Annotated in this window: 16 protein-coding genes and 1 pseudogene; 5 read left to right on the top strand and 12 right to left on the bottom strand. The window is 40.2% G+C overall.

From position 1 onward, the window contains the following. Positions 1 to 33 precede the first annotated feature (33 nt). The 7 genes from BK583_RS08230 to BK583_RS08200 form a co-directional block, all read right to left on the bottom strand. On the bottom strand, positions 34 to 1,017 hold the full coding sequence (locus BK583_RS08230; RefSeq protein ID WP_038481100.1) for an ABC transporter ATP-binding protein: 984 nt from the start codon (positions 1,015 to 1,017) through the stop codon (positions 34 to 36). Continuing rightward, on the bottom strand, positions 1,014 to 2,033 hold the full coding sequence (locus BK583_RS08225) for an ABC transporter ATP-binding protein (RefSeq protein ID WP_038481103.1): 1,020 nt from the start codon (positions 2,031 to 2,033) through the stop codon (positions 1,014 to 1,016). Before BK583_RS08225 ends, BK583_RS08230 begins: the two co-directional genes overlap by 4 nt. A 157-nt stretch (positions 2,034 to 2,190) precedes the next feature. Further along, the gene (lpdA, locus tag BK583_RS08220; RefSeq protein ID WP_038481106.1) at positions 2,191 to 3,597 is read right to left on the bottom strand and encodes a dihydrolipoyl dehydrogenase; all 1,407 of its coding nucleotides are present in this window, start codon (positions 3,595 to 3,597) and stop codon (positions 2,191 to 2,193) included. Positions 3,598 to 3,600: 3 nt separating this feature from the next. After that, positions 3,601 to 4,887, bottom strand: a complete 1,287-nt coding sequence (locus BK583_RS08215; protein ID WP_055735800.1) for a dihydrolipoamide acetyltransferase family protein — start codon at positions 4,885 to 4,887, stop codon at positions 3,601 to 3,603. Positions 4,888 to 4,983: 96 nt separating this feature from the next. Then, on the bottom strand, positions 4,984 to 5,961 hold the full coding sequence (locus tag BK583_RS08210; RefSeq protein ID WP_055735799.1) for an alpha-ketoacid dehydrogenase subunit beta: 978 nt from the start codon (positions 5,959 to 5,961) through the stop codon (positions 4,984 to 4,986). Between the two features lie 3 nt (positions 5,962 to 5,964). Beyond that, entirely contained in the window at positions 5,965 to 7,050 is a 1,086-nt protein-coding gene (gene pdhA, locus BK583_RS08205) for a pyruvate dehydrogenase (acetyl-transferring) E1 component subunit alpha (RefSeq protein ID WP_055735798.1), read from the bottom strand. A gap of 508 nt (positions 7,051 to 7,558) precedes the next feature. Continuing rightward, the gene (locus BK583_RS08200; protein ID WP_051667557.1) at positions 7,559 to 8,209 is read right to left on the bottom strand and encodes a YkyA family protein; all 651 of its coding nucleotides are present in this window, start codon (positions 8,207 to 8,209) and stop codon (positions 7,559 to 7,561) included. Positions 8,210 to 8,499: 290 nt separating this feature from the next. Here BK583_RS08200 and BK583_RS21435 point away from each other — a divergent pair. From BK583_RS21435 to BK583_RS08180, 5 genes and pseudogenes are all read left to right on the top strand, one after another. Continuing rightward, a pseudogene (locus tag BK583_RS21435) lies at positions 8,500 to 8,571 on the top strand (YjcZ family sporulation protein); the annotation flags it as partial. 165 nt (positions 8,572 to 8,736) lie between these two features. After that, on the top strand, positions 8,737 to 9,288 hold the full coding sequence (gene def / locus BK583_RS08190; RefSeq protein WP_055735797.1) for a peptide deformylase: 552 nt from the start codon (positions 8,737 to 8,739) through the stop codon (positions 9,286 to 9,288). A 285-nt stretch (positions 9,289 to 9,573) separates the two neighbouring features. Further along, positions 9,574 to 9,783, top strand: coding sequence for a DNA-dependent RNA polymerase subunit epsilon (locus tag BK583_RS21005; RefSeq protein WP_038481124.1), 210 nt, complete (start codon positions 9,574 to 9,576; stop codon positions 9,781 to 9,783). Continuing rightward, positions 9,784 to 11,451 (top strand): ribonuclease J1, encoded by a 1,668-nt coding sequence (gene rnjA, locus BK583_RS08185; protein ID WP_038481126.1) that lies wholly within the window; start codon positions 9,784 to 9,786, stop codon positions 11,449 to 11,451. It abuts the gene before it with no gap. Between the two features lie 140 nt (positions 11,452 to 11,591). Further along, entirely contained in the window at positions 11,592 to 12,371 is a 780-nt protein-coding gene (locus BK583_RS08180; protein WP_055735796.1) for a mechanosensitive ion channel family protein, read from the top strand. 36 nt (positions 12,372 to 12,407) lie between these two features. Here the strand turns inward: BK583_RS08180 and BK583_RS08175 are convergent, their stop codons facing one another. From BK583_RS08175 to BK583_RS08155, 5 genes are all read right to left on the bottom strand, one after another. Further along, positions 12,408 to 12,659, bottom strand: coding sequence for a YkuS family protein (locus BK583_RS08175; protein WP_055735795.1), 252 nt, complete (start codon positions 12,657 to 12,659; stop codon positions 12,408 to 12,410). A 63-nt stretch (positions 12,660 to 12,722) separates the two neighbouring features. After that, a complete protein-coding gene (locus BK583_RS08170; RefSeq protein ID WP_055735794.1) occupies positions 12,723 to 13,847 on the bottom strand; it encodes an N-acetyldiaminopimelate deacetylase in 1,125 nt (374 codons plus the stop codon). Continuing rightward, complete coding sequence (locus tag BK583_RS08165) at positions 13,844 to 15,052, bottom strand: aspartate aminotransferase family protein (protein ID WP_055735793.1); 1,209 nt, start codon at positions 15,050 to 15,052, stop codon at positions 13,844 to 13,846. Before BK583_RS08165 ends, BK583_RS08170 begins: the two co-directional genes overlap by 4 nt. 59 nt (positions 15,053 to 15,111) lie before the next feature. Further along, a complete protein-coding gene (gene dapD / locus BK583_RS08160) occupies positions 15,112 to 15,831 on the bottom strand; it encodes a 2,3,4,5-tetrahydropyridine-2,6-dicarboxylate N-acetyltransferase (RefSeq protein ID WP_038481171.1) in 720 nt (239 codons plus the stop codon). A 63-nt stretch (positions 15,832 to 15,894) separates the two neighbouring features. Beyond that, on the bottom strand, positions 15,895 to 16,791 hold the full coding sequence (locus BK583_RS08155; protein WP_055735792.1) for an AEC family transporter: 897 nt from the start codon (positions 16,789 to 16,791) through the stop codon (positions 15,895 to 15,897). Positions 16,792 to 16,821: the final 30 nt, after the last annotated feature.

The following is a 16,821-nucleotide window of genomic DNA, read 5'->3' as shown; positions in this document are numbered from 1 at the left end:
TGTAGAAGCCTCACCCCCCTTAAAAAGTTCAATTTATTCGCTTTTTTCTGTATACAAGTGACAAGCAACAAAATGTTCTGGTTTGTATTCAACTAAATCCGGTCTTTCTTGTTTGCAACGATCATGTACGTGTGGACATCTCGTATGAAATGCACAGCCTACAGGCGGATTTGCAGGACTTGGCAATTCACCTGTTAACGTAATTTTTTGCTTCTTTTGCGTAACGTCTGTGGATGGTACAGCTGAAATTAATGCTTCCGTGTACGGATGCAACTTCCCTTCATACAGATCTTTTTTTGTAGCCACTTCAACAATACGACCTAGATACATAACGGCCACTCTCGTACTAATATGCTTTACGACACTTAAGTCATGAGCGATAAATATATATGTAAGCTTAAATTCATCTTGTAAGTCTTTCATTAAATTTAATACTTGCGATTGTATAGATACATCTAAGGCAGAAACAGGTTCATCTCCGATAATGAGGCTAGGTTTTGTACTTAATGCTCTTGCAATTCCAATACGCTGCCGCTGGCCCCCGGAAAATTCATGTGGGTATTTATCGTATGACTGTTTTGGAAGACCAACCGTTTCGAGTAATTCTTCTGCTCTTTTTTTTCGCTCCGCTTTTGTTGCAACTGTTTTATGTACTAAAAGCGGTTCCTCAATTAATTCACCTATGCTCATTCTAGGATTTAGTGAAGCATACGGATCTTGAAACACCATTTGCATATCTCGGCGAAACGGTCTTAATTTTCGATTTGAGATACCTGAAATTTTCTCTCCCTTGTAAAAAACATCACCGTTGGTTTGATTTTGAAGTTGTAAAAGGATTCTACCTAATGTTGATTTACCTGAACCTGACTCACCAACAATACCAAGGGATTCACCTTCGTAAATTTTTAGAGAAATTCCATCTACTGCCTTTATATGTCCAACGGTTCGTTTTATGACACCTTGTTTGATCGGAAAGTACATTTGTATGTCTTTCGCTTCTATTAGGACATCCTTCATGAATGAACCTCTCTCTCCTGAAGACGTTGTTCGTTAGGCGTTAATGAACCTTCTTGATACATAAGACAGCGAACTTTACGTGCCCCTTCGGTCTTAACTAATTCCGGCAAAACGTCGTTGCAGACATCGGTTGCATAATCGCACCTTGATGCGAATCGACATCCAGAAGGAAATTGATGAGCTGGTGGAACCATCCCTCTTATCGCCTCTAAACGTTCCTTATCGTCCTCTAAATTTGGCATACTTTTTAACAGACCTTGAGTATAAGGGTGACTTGGGCTTGTAAACAATTCATAAGCAGGTGCCTCTTCCACAATTTGTCCTCCGTACATCACAAGTACTCGATCCGCTGTTTCCGCTACGACTCCTAGATCATGGGTAATTAATAGAATAGAAGATTGAAACTCATTTTTCACTTTAATCATGAGATCTAAAATCTGCTGTTGAATGGTTACATCTAAAGCAGTTGTAGGCTCGTCTGCAATTAATAGCTTCGGGTTACAAGACATAGCCATAGCGATCATGACACGCTGTCTCATTCCCCCAGAAAGTTGATGTGGGAATTCTGTTAAGCTTTCTTCAGCCCTGCTAAAACCAACAAGCTTTAATAATTCAATTGCACGTTTTTTCGCCTGATTCTTCGACACATTCGTATGCTTTCGGATTGTTTCAATAATCTGATTTCCGACTGAGAACACAGGGTTTAATGAGGTCATTGGCTCTTGAAAAATCATCGCAATGTCTTTCCCACGAAACTTGTCTAGTTTTTTAGCAGACAACGTATTTAAGTCAGTACCATTTAACGTAATGGCGCCTGTCACTTTTCCCGGTGAGTCTACTAAACCCATAATGGACATGGACGTCATACTTTTTCCACTACCGGACTCTCCTACTAAAGCGACAACTTCATTCTGGTCAATGTGGAAACTAACGTCATCTACAGCTTTAACGAGACGATGCTTGTTCACTTGAAAATAGGTCTTAACATTCTTCAGCTCTAGTAACGGCTTTCCCATCTGTACCTCCGTTAATTTAATTTGCTAATTTTTTGATAATTATAGCACACATTAACCGTTTGCCAATCTTTTTTTGAAAGGATTTCTTACATTATTTTTTTAACACATAAAAAAACCCCTTATTATGATCGAAATCACATAAGGGGTAATGAATGTATTACATTGTGTGTATTGGTGTTCCAAGGGCTACTTCCGCTGTTTCCATAGTAATCTCCCCAAGAGAAGGGTGAGCATGAATGGTAAGAGCAATATCTTCAGCAGTCATACCAGCTTCAATCGCAAGACCTACTTCAGCAATCATATCTGAAGCATTTGGACCTGCAATTTGAGCACCGATAACTAAGCCATCTTCTTTACGTGTTACAAGCTTCATGAAGCCTTCTGTGTCATTAAGAGACAACGCACGGCCGTTTGCTGCAAATGGGAATTTCGCCGCTTTTGCATCATAACCAGCTTCTTTTGCTTCTGCTTCTGTATAACCAACTGTTGCAAGCTCTGGTTCAGAAAAACATACTGCTGGAATAGCAAGATAGTCAATTTCAGACGCTTCGCCGCTAATCGCTTCAGCTGCAATTTTTGCTTCATAAGATGCTTTATGTGCAAGCGCTGGACCAGGAACGATATCACCAATCGCATAAATGTTTTTCACATTTGTACGACATTGCTTGTCAATCTTAACAAGTCCACGATCAGTCATTTCAACGCCGATTCCTTCGAGACCAAGTTCGTCTGTATTCGGTGTACGACCAACTGTAACAAGAACATAATCAGCTTCAATAACCGTCTCTTCACCTTTTACTTCTGCTGTTACTTTTACGCCTTTATCTGTTTCTTCCACGCCTTTAGCCATTGCTTCTGTGTGGAATGTTACATGATTGGCTTTTAATTTCTTTTCAACTAGTTTCGCCATTTGTTTTTCAAAGCCAGGCAAGATTTGTTTGGATCCTTCAAGTACAGTAATTTCGGTACCTAGGTTAGCATATGCACCTGTAAGCTCAATACCGATATACCCGCCACCAATAACAACCATTTTCTTTGGTACTTCTTTTAATGCAAGAGCACCAGTTGAATTGATTACACGGTCTGTGTACTTAAATGATGGGATTTCAATTGGACGAGAACCTGTTGCAATAATACAGTTTTTAAACTTGTATGTGCTTGAGTTCTTTTCATCCATAATTTTAACGGAATCTTCTCCAGAAAAATAAGCTTCTCCACGGATGATTTCCACTTTATTACCTTTTAAAAGTCCTTCCACGCCTCCTGTTAATTTCTTAACAACAGAACCTTTCCACTCTTGGACTTTATCGAAGTTCACTGTTACCTTCTCAGCAACAATTCCCATGTCTTCAGAAGATTTTGCTTGGTGTGCACGATGTCCTGCCTGAATTAATGCTTTTGAAGGAATACATCCAACGTTTAAACAAGCGCCACCCATGCTGTCTTTTTCTACAATAGTTACTTTCTGTCCAAGCTGCGCTGCGCGAATTGCCGCAACGTAGCCTCCTGGACCAGAACCGATTACGAGCGTATCTACTTCTTGTGCGAAATCTCCTACAACCATGTCTTACCCCTCCATCAATAGTAATTGTGGGTCATTAAGCAATCGCTTAATCTGATTTAAAGCGCTTTGTGCCGTTACACCATCAATTAAACGGTGATCGTAGCTAATTGATAGTGATAACATTGTACCCACAACAATTTCGCCATCTTTTACAACTGGCTTCTCTTCAATTCGACCAATCCCAAGAATCATTACTTCTGGGTGGTTAATTACTGGTGTGAACCATTGTCCACTTGCAGAACCAAGGTTTGAAATCGTTGCAGATCCACCTTGCATTTCCGCACTTGAAAGCTTTCCATCACGGGCTTTTACTGCTAGCTCATTAATTTCATCTGCCAATTGGAAGATTGATTTACGGTCTGCGTCTTTAACAACTGGAACAACTAAACCTTGCTCAGTGTCTGCCGCGATTCCGATGTTAAAGTACTTTTTGTAAACAATTTCGCCTGCTTCGTCATCAATAGATGCATTAAGTGCGGGGTACTTACGAATGGCTGATGTTAATGCTTTTACAACGTAAGGAAGATACGTTAATTTTGTACCTTGATCTGCTGCAACTTGCTTGTACTGCTTACGATGAGCAACAAGTGCTGTTACATCAATTTCATCAAGATGCGTTACGTGAGGCGCTGTCTGTTTTGACTTCACCATTGCTTTTGCAATTGCTTTACGGATTCCTTTAAGCGGTACACGTTCTTCAAGTTGTTCGCTAGAAGCAGCAGGTGCAGATGTTGTTGGTTTCGCTGATTTTTCTTCACGTTGATCTGCTGATGAAGTTGTTTCATCGCTTTGATCACCAGATAAGAATGCATCAATGTCTTCTTTTACAACACGTCCATTTTTCCCTGAACCTTTAACGCTTGAAATGGAAACACCTTTTTCACGTGCATACTTACGTACCGATGGCATTGCAATAACACGGGCACCATCGCTTGATTCTGAATCAGCTGATTCAGAAGGTTTTTCTTCTGTTTTCTCAGCCGATGCTGCTTCTGATTTTTCTTCTTTAGCAGACTCATCGCTTCCGCTTTCTTCCTCGCCATCATCTTCAGAACCGTCATCAATGACTAAAATAACGTCTCCAACATAGCTGGTTGTACCTTCGTCTACTTTTACCTCAAGTACTTTACCATCAACTGGCGATGGCAGTTCCACTACAGATTTGTCGTTTTGCACTTCAAGAAGAATATCATCCTCTTTAACTTCGTCGCCTTCTTTAACAAACCATTTTACAATTTCGCCTTCATGGATTCCTTCGCCCACTTCTGGCAGTTTATATTTATAAGCCACGGCTAAGCGCCTCCTTCATTATAACTCGAATTTAATCTCTATAAAAGAAAGAACGACCTAGTTTTCGACTAGCTTCGTTTCTTTCTTAAAATTTTCTTAGAAGTTTATTACTTCTTTTGCTTTTTCTACAATAATAGCTGGGTTCGGTAACCAAGCATCTTCAACTGCAGCGAATGGATAAACCGTATCAGGTGATGTTACACGAAGAACAGGTGCTTCTAAAGAAAGAATCGCACGCTCAGTAATTTCAGCAACGATTTGTGACGCGATTCCAGCTTGTTTTTGCGCTTCTTGTATAACAATTGCGCGGTTTGTTTTTTCAACAGAAGCAATAACCGTCTCAACATCGAATGGGGCAACTGTCATTAAGTCAATGACTTCTGCTTCAATGCCTTCTTCAGCAAGCTCTTCAGCAGCTTTCATTGAAGCTTGTACCATTGCGCCGTAAGCGATCATCGTAATATCTTTTCCTTCACGCTTAATGTCTGCTTTTCCAAGCTCAATCGTGTATTCTTCTTCAGGTACGTCTTGACGGAATGAACGATACAATTTCATATGCTCAAGGAATACAACAGGATCGTTATCACGAATCGCTGAAATTAATAACCCTTTTGCATCGTAAGGATTAGAAGGAATAACTACTTTTAAACCTGGTGTTTGCGCCATTAATCCTTCTAAAGAATCAGCGTGCATCTCAGGTGTTTTTACGCCTCCACCAAATGGTGAACGTACAGTGACAGGCATGGTTTGCTTGTTACCTGAACGATAGCGCCAACGAGACATTTGACCAGCAATAGAATCAAATACTTCAAACACGAATCCAAAGAATTGAATTTCCATAACCGGACGGTGTCCAGTAAGTGCAAGACCAATTGCTAATCCACCAATACCAGACTCTGCTAATGGTGTATCAAACACACGATCTTCACCGAATTCTTTTTGTAAACCTTCTGTTACACGGAAAACGCCGCCGTTTTGACCGACATCTTCACCAAAAACGAGTACATCTTCATTTTTGTTAAGCTCATTACGCATGGCATCCGTAATCGCTTGTGCCATTGTCCAATTACCCATGGGTTACTTCGACTCCTTTGCCGTATACTCTTCCAATTGTTCACGAATGTTTACTGGAGGGTTTTCAAACATAAAGCCTAGCAAGTCTGTAACGTTTTGCTTAGGTGTTTTATCTGCATCTTTAATTGCTTGTTTGATGTCCTCTTTCGCTTGTTCAACGACTTCGTTTTCTTTCTCTTCACTCCAAAGCTTTTTGCCTTCAAGGAATTTACGGAAACGAATAAGTGGATCTTTTTTCGCCCATTCATCATCTTCTTCTGATGTACGGTAGCGAGTTGGATCATCACCAGCCATTGTGTGAGCACCATAACGGTACGTAAGTGTTTCAATAAGTGTCGGACCTTCGCCAGCTAGCGCACGTTTACGCGCATCAAGAGTGGCTTTATAAACAGCCAATACGTCCATTCCGTCAACTTGAATGCCTTCAATTCCAGCTGCTACAGCTTTTTGAGCGATTGTTCTCGCTGCTGATTGCTTTTCAACTGGTACAGAAATAGCAAAACGGTTGTTTTGAACGATGAATACTGCAGGAGCATTGTACGCACCAGCAAAGTTAATTCCTTCATAGAAATCACCTTGAGATGCTCCACCGTCACCTGTATACGTAATCGCAATGTTTTCTTTCTTTTTGCGCTTTAGTCCAAGAGCTACACCGGCTGTTTGGATGATTTGTGCACCAATGATGATTTGAGGAACAACAATATTTAATCCGTCAGGGAATTGGCTTCCTCCAAAATGTCCACGAGACCATAGAAACGCTTGATGTAAAGGTAAACCGTGGAATACAATTTGTGGAATATCGCGATAACCAGGTAAAATCCAATCTTCTTGCTCTAAAGCAAAGTGTGAACCAAGTTGAGATGCCTCTTGTCCAGCCGTCGGCGCATAGAATCCTAAGCGTCCTTGTCTGTTAAGGGAAATCGCACGCTGATCCCAAATACGCGTATAAACCATACGGCGCATAATTTCTTGTAGTTGTTCGTCGCTTAAATCAGGCATTTCTGATTCATTTACGACTTCTCCTTCTTCGTTAAGAATCTGGAAGGTCTCAAATTGTTCTTCAACTTGATCAATTGTCTTTGTACTCAATTTGTTCACCAATCCTTTCAATAGTTAAAAGCGGTATGTGAAGTCTTGCTTGTATACGTTTTTCATTTGAAAAATGCACTGTTAGCATGCCCAATCCTAATGAATACATAACCGCAATAAGTCGTTGTTAAACCAGACAACTGTTTTAGCACTAATCACGCGGTCATCTGTTACAATGAATTGTAATTACTAGTAGTACAACTTCTTACTGATTGTTAGTCTACATGAAGAGCATAATGATCGTCAATCCTTTTGCTTACATATTCCTTACGTTATTCACTAACAATCTTTGGAAACGTTTCATATTTAATGTGTTATAGTATACATTTAATCTGGACTAATACAGTTTGAACACTTTTTATTTCGGTGGTTGGAGTAGGTCACTACATGTAAACGCCATCATTTTGAAATCACTAGAAAGGCCTTTGTTCTATTAAAAACACCCTCCTCCATTTCCACTTTTTACAGTGTGTTTTGAGAGAGGGTGTACAAGTAAGCTTACCTACACTTATTCAAACCGTACTTCTAAATCAGACGCTTCATAAAAAGCTCGCTTTGCGTCATTATAAGCCGTTGTATGTTCATTGAATTGCTCTGTGGCTTCACGACGCTCTTCATACTTTTGGTTTGTTTCTTCAATATGAGCTGTCAGAGTTTCAGCGTCTAACTCTTCGTCTTTTAACATTTCATAAAGCTGTTCATCCAAGTTTAACGATTCTTCATAAATAGTATGTAGGTCTTGATAACTGGCATAACGATTGTCCATCGCTTCTTGAACATCGTTTGCTAAGTTAAGTAAATTTTCATCTTCAAGCTCTGAAAAATCAGCTACAGCATTCTCAAACACATTGTATCCTTCTTCAATGCTTTCTTGTTCATTTGCAAGTAACTCTCGTCTCTCACCTACAGAAGCAATAGCTTCATCTGCTAAGCGAACGATTTCATCATAAGCATCCATGTCCAAATCAACAATTTGTGAATACAGCTCAGCTTCATGTTCTTCCGCATCCATCATCGGCTGTTGTTGCTCATCAAATCCTTCGTTTTCTATTTCAGCGGCCTCTTCTAATGAACTATGAATCGACTCGGTTGCTGTTTGTCCACAGGCTACTAAAAACAAGCTTGAAAATGCCACGGTCGCTATAAACCTTTTCGACAAAAACTTCTCCTCCTTCGAGCTTTCTCAACTCTTTTTTCTCTTCTCTCACAATATCTAACAATAGATCATTTGGCAAGCTTTTACTATTATAAAAAAAGATATAGGCATTTATCCAAACACTTTTTTCTTTCTTGCATAGGATGTGGATATAAATCGCCTAGTGGCGGTTATTAAAGGAGGAACTTTAAATGAGTTATGGAGAAAAGTACGGATATAACTATGGTTACGATCAATGCTGTGAGCCTTATGGGTATGGTTACGGTTATGGGCACCATTGTGGAGGTGGCGGTGGAAAAGGATTTGCGTTAATCGTTGTTCTTTTCATCCTTCTAATTATTGTTGGCGCATCTTGGTTCTCTGGTGGTATAGAGGAAGGTCCAGACTGTGGCGGTTATCAAGGTCCTGGCCCTGGTCCAAAAAAATAATCAAAAAAAGCGACGCGAGTTGTTCGTGTCGCTTTTTTCTGCTTGCACATCGGATTATTTATCCTTAAACTATTGAAAGATAAGTAAAGGAGTGAGATCCATATGATCACAATGAAAGATGTGGTTCGTGAGGGACATCCTGTGTTAAGGAAAGTGGCAGAGCCTGTAGAAACCCCATTAAGTCAAGAAGATAGAGCAACATTGCTTTCCATGCTTGAGTTTTTAAAAAATAGTCAAGACCCTGAAACCGCAGAAACATACGATTTACGCCCTGGTGTTGGTCTTGCGGCTCCACAAATCGGTGTTTCAAAACGATTATTCGCTGTACATGCAACAGATGAAAACGACAAGCTCTATAGCCTTGGCATCGCCAATCCTAAAGTCATTAGCCATTCTGTAGAACAAAATCAGTTGGATAGCGGTGAAGGGTGCCTCTCTGTTGACCGTGAAGTAGACGGGGTTGTGCCAAGACATGCTCGATTAACCGTAAAAGGCATCGATCATAATAACGAAGAGGTTACATTACGCTTACGTGGTTATATTGCTATCGTCTTTCAACATGAGCTTGATCACTTAGATGGGATCATGTTCTATGATCGAATTGAAGGGCTTGAAGATAAATTCAAGCAGCCACTTCCTGGCTTCGCTCTTTAATTTCCAATAACCCCCTCGTGTTTATTTTGTTTGGCAACACACACTAGGAACAAAACAACGAGAGAGGGGGTTTTTCTTTTGTTAAAAAAGTGGCGTGAAAAACTCTTAAAACGGTGCAAAGATCTTTTGCCAAAGTCTTTATTTCTTGATGTGTAATCCAACTTAATTGTGGAAAGACTTGAAGCCATCCGGTATTATTTATACGGGTTGGCTTTTTGGCATTTCTAAAAAGCGTTATTTCCGATATAATAGATAAACAATGGTATTAAAAGGAGAGGTTTAATCATGATCTTTAAAGTGTTTTTTCAAGAAAATTATACACAGGCGCCGGTAAGAGAGCGCACAAATTCTCTATATATTGAGGCTGAAAGTGTAAGTGATGTTCGGGCTAAATTAATCGAACACCCTTACAATATTGAATACATTACACCGCTCACAGGCTCGTTTTTAGAATATGAACAGCAACGTGACGGTTATAAGGTTGTGAATGGATAAATGAAACAAGTAAAGAACAATCAAACCGCTGTATTTGCTCTCGGGGGTATGGGTGAGATTGGGAAAAATACATACGGTGTTCAGTTCCAAGATGAAATCATTCTTATTGACGCAGGCATTATGTTTCCAGAAGATGATTTACTTGGCATCGACTATGTCATCCCAGACTATACGTACCTCGTGAAAAACAAAGATAAAATTAAAGGCTTATTTATTACCCATGGTCACGAAGATCATATTGGTGGCATCCCTTATTTATTAAGAGAGCTAAATATTGACGTATATGGTGGAAAGCTTGCACTTGGACTGTTAAAAGGAAAGTTAGAAGAGCATGGTTTGCTTCGAAATGCGAAGCTGCATCCAATAGCGGAAGACCAAGTTGTGAAGTTTACGAAAACCGCCGTCTCTTTTTTCCGGACAACCCATAGTATTCCTGAGTCTTATGGAATTGTAGTAAAAACCCCTCCAGGAAATGTTGTTCATACTGGAGACTTTAAGTTTGACTTTACACCTGTAGGAGAACCAGCTAATTTAACTAAGATGGCTAAAATCGGCGAAGAAGGCGTCCTTTGCCTATTGTCCGATAGTACTAATAGTGAAATTCCAGACTTCACCATGTCTGAACGAAAAGTTGGTGATAGCATCAACAATATTTTCCGCAAAGTCGATGGTCGAGTCATTTTTGCTACTTTCGCTTCCAATATCCATCGATTGCAGCAAGTCATCGAGGCGGCAGTTGCGAATAACCGTAAAGTTTGTGTGTTCGGTCGTTCCATGGATTCAGCTATAGCAATTGGACAAGAGTTAGGACATATTGTCGCACCAAAAGGAACATTTATTGAGCACTCTCAATTAAATAAGCTTCCTGATAACCAAGTAACGATTCTATGTACCGGTAGTCAAGGAGAGCCAATGGCTGCCTTGTCTCGTATAGCATTTGGTACTCATCGTCAAATTCAGATTATCCCTGGTGATACGGTTGTCTTTTCAAGCTCTCCAATCCCTGGAAATACATTATCTGTCGGTAAAATTATTAATCAACTTTATCGGGCTGGTGCAAATGTTATTCATGGACCACTTAACGATATTCATACGTCTGGCCACGGTGGACAAGAAGAGCAAAAGTTAATGCTTCGCTTAATGAAGCCGCAATATTTCTTACCGATACATGGCGAATACCGGATGTTAAAAACCCATAATAAGCTGGCGCAAGCTTGTGGAGTACCAGCCGATAATTGCTTTATTATGGACAATGGCGACGTCTTAGCTCTTCATCCAAATGAAGCTGGTGTTGTTGGAAAAATTCCTTCTGGTTCTGTTTATGTGGATGGAAACGGCATTGGCGATATTGGGAACATTGTTTTACGTGACCGCCGAATTTTATCTGAAGAGGGTCTCGTCATTGTAGTCGTTAGTTTGGATATGAAGGAATATAAAGTGACTGCAGGGCCTGACTTAATATCTAGAGGCTTCGTTTATATGCGGGAGTCTGGGGACTTAATTCATGAAGCTCAAAAATTACTTACTGCTCACTTGCATCAAGTAATGGAACGGAAAACAAACCAATGGTCTGAAATTAAAAATGAGATTTCGGACTTACTAGGACCTTTCTTATACGAAAGAACAAAAAGGAAGCCAATGATTCTTCCAATTATTATGGAAGTGTAATAACAAGCTTGTCCCATTAAAGTTTAAAAAACAACTTTAATGGGATGAGCTTTTTTTGTAGTCAGTACAGTACCCTTTTGAGAAATTCCGTCAAATATGATACGCTCTACTTTGCAACGAAAAAGGAAAGGGATGAACGTATGTTTGAAAACCTGAATGATTGGCTTTATCATCCAATCACGCAAACACTATGGCAAGTTCTATTTGCCATTATTATTTATTTTATTGTTCGATCAGTTGGTAAAAACATTATTAAAAAGGTATTTGATAAAAAACAATCGAAACAAGTGTCGAAAGCACGATTGCAAACACTTGAGAAATTGCTTCTAAATGTATTTTCATACGTGCTGTTCTTCATCATCGCTTTTAATATACTTGATACTCTAGGCTTTAACTTAGGACCCGTTCTTGCTGCAGCTGGTGTTGTAGGTCTAGCAATTGGTTTCGGTGCTCAAGGGTTAGTAAGTGACGTGGTAACTGGTTTCTTCTTGCTGTTAGAAAGACAGCTAGAGGTTGGAGACTATGTTACGGCAGGTGGTGTTGATGGAATTGTAGAAGAGCTTGGGTTTCGCACAACGATGATTCGAGGCTTTGACGGCACACTGCATTATTTGCCAAATCGCAACATTACAAATGTAGATAATCATTCACGCGGGAATATGCGTGCCCTTGTTGATTTAACGATTCCATCAGGCGAACAAACCGATACTTCCATAAAAAAAGTTCAAGCAGCAATTCAGTCTTTTGACCACCCTGCTTTAGTGACAAAGCCTGAAGTGATTGGCGTTGAAACAAATGACCTATCTACTACTGTTATACGAGTCATTGCGAAAACGGAGAGTATGCAACAATGGGCTGTTGAACGTGAATTACGTAAAGTCATTCGTGCTTATTTTGAAACACAAGAAAACGATGCTTAAAAAAGAGTCTACCAACATCTACGGTAGACTCTTTTGTTATTTGTTTTGATTTGCTAATACTTGTTCTACCCGCTCGCTTACTTCTTGAGCAGTTAAACCATCTGCTGAAACGATACTTCCTTGCCCTTGAGGACTCACCCCTGCTACATCTGCATCTCGACCGGAAACAATACAACAGTCGCAATCACTTGTCTCCGTATTCTGTTGCATATGAACAACATCATGTCCTCGTGATTGAAGCTCGTTTTCAATATCCGTTAATCCAGTTTGAATTCCAATTCTAGCCATTCTCATGACCTCCTTTTATCAATCGTTACTCAATCTAGTTTGCAACGATCAAAAGGAAATTATTCATCCTTCTTGTTTCTGGTTTAAAAACGAACACATATGTTTAACGGCTATTCCAATTGCTTCTTCATGTGGATTTAGCCTGGCATCATGAAGACCAAAAGAGCTATCAACCCCTAGCCAAAACATGAGCCCTGGATAGGCTTTAAGGAAGTAACCAAAGTCCTCTCCAGTCATTGCTTCTTTCGCATGTACAAACTGAATGCCCGGCTGATCTTCACTAAAATCGATAAAAGCTTGTGTTAGCGCTGTATCATTGTTCACTTCACAATAATTCGATCCATAATCAATGGTCGCTTCGCAAGAAAAGCCAACTTCAATCCCCTTAACGAGGGCTTCAATGCGTTGTTTTACTTTCTTCATGGCTTCCATTGACAATGTTCGAATGGTTCCTTCCACTCTCGCTCCACTAGCTATCACATTTTGCTTTGTTCCACCATTTATTACGCCAATAGTAACAACAGCCGAATCAAGGGGATCAACATTTCTCGAAACAATCGATTGCAATTGCGTCACAAAATGAGCGGCGGCTACAACCATGTCATTTGCTGTATGCGGGTAAGCAGCATGACCCCCTTTTCCTTTAAAGTCAATAAAGAGCTCTGATGTGTTGGCAAACAGTAGACCTGTCTTCGTAGAAATTGTTCCAACTGGTAAGTTCGGATCAATATGAAGAGCGTACATCTCTTCCGGCTTCCACTTATCTAATACTCCTGATTCGAGCATTGGTTTTGCTCCACCCGGGCCTTCTTCAGCTGGTTGAAAGACGAACAGCAGCGAAGTTGGTGGTTCATTTTCACTAAAATAATCGAGCATCCCTAGAGCGATTGTCATGTGAAGATCATGACCACAGGCATGCATGGCACCCTCATGAAGTGAGCGGTAAGGAAGGTTCGTTTCTTCTTGAACTGGTAATCCATCCATATCTGCTCGATAAGCAATGGTGTAAGGGGACTTTCCGTCGACTTTTACAATAACGCCTGTGCGCCACTTCGTTACAGTTAACCGCTCTTGGTTTAACGATCCGACTGTGTCTAAAATCAACGCTTGTGTTTTGTGTTCTTCAAATCCAATCTCAGGAATTTGGTGGAATTTACGTCTTAGTTGGATAAGTGCTTCATGATTCATACGTTAAGCTCCTGCTCCACCTCTTGCAACACGCTCGTGAAATGCGAAATAAACAGATCGACTTCTTCACTTGTTACGACCAAGGGTGGTAATAAGCGTATAATTGTTCCTTGTGTAAGGTCAACAAGCACACCTTTTTCAATCATACGTTGTTGAATAAACGCTGCTTGCTTCGGTGTTCCTTTAGTTGGCAGACCTATCATCATCCCACGCCCTCGGAAATGGTCTAAAATATCCGGGAATTGTGCTTGTACGTCGGCTAATCCTTTTTGTAATTGCTCCGAGCGAAGACGACTAGTATGAAGTAACCCTTCTTCAAGCAAATCTAAGACCGTTAACCCTAACGCACAGCTTAAAGGAGACGGTGCGAAGGTTGTTCCATGATCACCAGGTGCAAATAAGTGGGTTAAGTGTGGGCTAACAATCATTCCACCTAGTGGCAGGCCGCCACCAATCCCTTTTGCAAATAAAATAACGTCCGGCTGAACATCAGCCTGCATGTAGGCAAATAACGTTCCTGTTCGCCCCATCCCTGTTTGAATTTCATCCATACAAAAAAGAACATGATGGTCTGCGCACAACTGCGATACAGTTTGCATATATTCGTGGGATAATGGGACGACACCACCAGAACCCAATACTGGTTCCATTACGACAGCGGCTGGTTTCTTTTGAACAAGAATGTCTTCTAACCCTTTTGCATCTTCAGGCTCCACTTCATACACAGGTAGGTCATGTAACGGAAAATCTTGATAAACACCTTCTTGCCTCGTTAACTTCATCGCCCCGAGAGTCCGTCCATGAAAGCTCCGTTTTAAAACAACAACGCCTTTTCTAGAGAAATCATGCTGTTTGCTCCATTTATGGATGAGCTTAATCACAGCCTCTGTCGCCTCTGCGCCAGAATTTGCAAAAAAGACTTTCCCTCCAATTGTCCTTTCTGCCAATTTCTCGGCCAGCTCTACAGCAGGCTTATTCACGTATAGGTTGGAAATATGTAGAAACTTGCTTCCTTGTGCTTGAAGTGTTTTCAAAATAGCAGGATGTGAATGACCCACTACATTAACCGCTAGACCTGTTATGAAATCTAAGTAGTGACGACCTTCTTCATCAATTAAAAAACTTCCTTTTCCCTCGTTAATGACAAGAGGGAGTCGGCGATACGTTCTCATTAATGCTTGTTCATCTCTTTTTAGCCAATCCATGACAAAGACTCCTTTTTATGAAAACAGCTTTGCCTCAAAGGCAAAGCTGGATTATCTAATTAATCTTCATTTAAACGACGAAGCTCTTGCTTAATTTCTGTTTTTCCTTTTGTTTTTTCGTCGATTTCCTTAATCACTTTTGCTGGTGTACCAGCAACCACTGTATTGGCTGGAACATCCTCTGTTACAATTGCACCTGCAGCAACAACAGCTCCTTCTCCAACACGTACACCTTCAAGAATAACCGCATTTGCACCAACAACGACCCCATCTTCCACAATAACCGGGGAAGCGGATGGTGGTTCAATAACACCAGCTAATACAGAGCCTGCGCCGATGTGACAGTTCTTCCCTACCGTTGCACGTCCACCAAGTACAGCATTCATATCAATCATTGTTCCTTCACCAATAACAGCACCAATATTAATACTTGCGCCCATCATGATGACAGCACCTTTGCCAATCTCTACTTGATCGCGAATAATAGCACCTGGTTCAATACGCGCTTCAATTCCTTTCAAGTCAAGAAGCGGGATCGCTGAGTAACGTCGGTCATTTTCCACAACGTAATCTTCAATACTAGCTTCATTCTCTTTTAATACTGGCTCAATAGCGGCCCAATCTCCAAAAATAACCCCAGTATTGTCATTAAAGAACGTTTGTACTTCTTCAGCAAATGAAAGTTTTTCAAGCTGTCCCTTAATATGTATTTTTACAGGTGTTTTCTTCTCTGCTTTTGAAATAAATTGAATAATTTCGTTTGCATCCATCATGTTCATCTGTATAACCTCCTTATGTCACTGTTCATTATGATAAAGTGTGTTTCGAAAAAATGCAATGGACTAGCCTAAGATCCATAGAATAAATGTAATGGAAAACAAACTAAATAAGGTAGTAATGAGTGTAATTGTTGATACTAACTTAGGTCTTGCATCAAATCGAACCGCGTACATAACAATTGTCGCCGCACTTGGCATGGCAGCCGCAACAATAAATACATTTCGAAGCATATCATCTATTGGTAAAACTAACGTTATCCCATAAGCGATGACTGGCGAGATTATCATACGTAGAAACACACCAACACCAATTTTTTCCCATTCAAACTGCTTCCACTCAATCATGGCTAGCTGCATTCCAAGTATGAGCATGACAACTGGAATCGCTGCTGCAGCAACTAAATCAATTGATGCAAACAGTTGTGCAGGAAACGGAACCGAAAAAACATTTAAGCTAAGGGCAAGAACCGTCGCATACGTCGCAGGCATTTTTAGGATGGCTTTAAGGGCTACTGCGATCGTTGCTTTCCCTCTAGCTGCATAGTAAACACCGAAACTATTCATTATGATAGACTGCAAAACCATGAAGGAAATGGCAAGTTCAAAAGCAGTCTCACCGTAAGCGAATAAAATAATAGGTGTTCCATAGTTACCAACATTCATAAAGGCTGTCGATAAAATCATTCCGCTTTCATCTTCAATCGATAATGATCTTGTTTTTGCATACACTTTTGCAAGAATAATTAAGGTAACCATTAAAGTAATTGAAAATATAACCATATAAAAGTAGTCCATATTTAGAGGAGATGTATAAAATGTTCGAAAGACGAGACACGGTGTTAATATGTAAATAGCAACACTTGATACAGAACGTATATCAAGCATAAACGCACGCTGAAGTAAAAACCCTGCTCCAAAAATACAAAATACAGGTAAAACGACTTGAAAAAATAGTGTCACTTAGGTCAACCTTTCTTCTTACAAAACAAT

This window comes from Shouchella oshimensis, from assembly GCF_002019765.1.
In the GTDB taxonomy this organism is placed as follows: domain Bacteria; phylum Bacillota; class Bacilli; order Bacillales; family Bacillaceae_D; genus Shouchella; species Shouchella oshimensis.
This window is presented reverse-complemented; position numbering and strand designations above follow the sequence as displayed.

What these genes read in the sequence shown, in the direction of transcription:
- BK583_RS08230 (WP_038481100.1), bottom strand. Translation starts at nt 1,017, where the DNA reads ATGAAGGATGTCCTAATAGAAGCGAAAGACATACAAATGTACTTTCCG.
- BK583_RS08225 (WP_038481103.1), bottom strand. Translation starts at nt 2,033, where the DNA reads ATGGGAAAGCCGTTACTAGAGCTGAAGAATGTTAAGACCTATTTTCAA.
- lpdA (WP_038481106.1), bottom strand. Translation starts at nt 3,597, where the DNA reads ATGGTTGTAGGAGATTTCGCACAAGAAGTAGATACGCTCGTAATCGGT.
- BK583_RS08210 (WP_055735799.1), bottom strand. Translation starts at nt 5,961, where the DNA reads ATGGGTAATTGGACAATGGCACAAGCGATTACGGATGCCATGCGTAAT.
- def (WP_055735797.1), top strand. Translation starts at nt 8,737, where the DNA reads ATGATCACAATGAAAGATGTGGTTCGTGAGGGACATCCTGTGTTAAGG.
- BK583_RS21005 (WP_038481124.1), top strand. Translation starts at nt 9,574, where the DNA reads ATGATCTTTAAAGTGTTTTTTCAAGAAAATTATACACAGGCGCCGGTA.
- rnjA (WP_038481126.1), top strand. Translation starts at nt 9,784, where the DNA reads ATGAAACAAGTAAAGAACAATCAAACCGCTGTATTTGCTCTCGGGGGT.
- BK583_RS08180 (WP_055735796.1), top strand. Translation starts at nt 11,592, where the DNA reads ATGTTTGAAAACCTGAATGATTGGCTTTATCATCCAATCACGCAAACA.
- BK583_RS08175 (WP_055735795.1), bottom strand. Translation starts at nt 12,659, where the DNA reads ATGGCTAGAATTGGAATTCAAACTGGATTAACGGATATTGAAAACGAG.
- BK583_RS08170 (WP_055735794.1), bottom strand. Translation starts at nt 13,847, where the DNA reads ATGAATCATGAAGCACTTATCCAACTAAGACGTAAATTCCACCAAATT.
- BK583_RS08165 (WP_055735793.1), bottom strand. Translation starts at nt 15,052, where the DNA reads ATGGATTGGCTAAAAAGAGATGAACAAGCATTAATGAGAACGTATCGC.
- dapD (WP_038481171.1), bottom strand. Translation starts at nt 15,831, where the DNA reads ATGAACATGATGGATGCAAACGAAATTATTCAATTTATTTCAAAAGCA.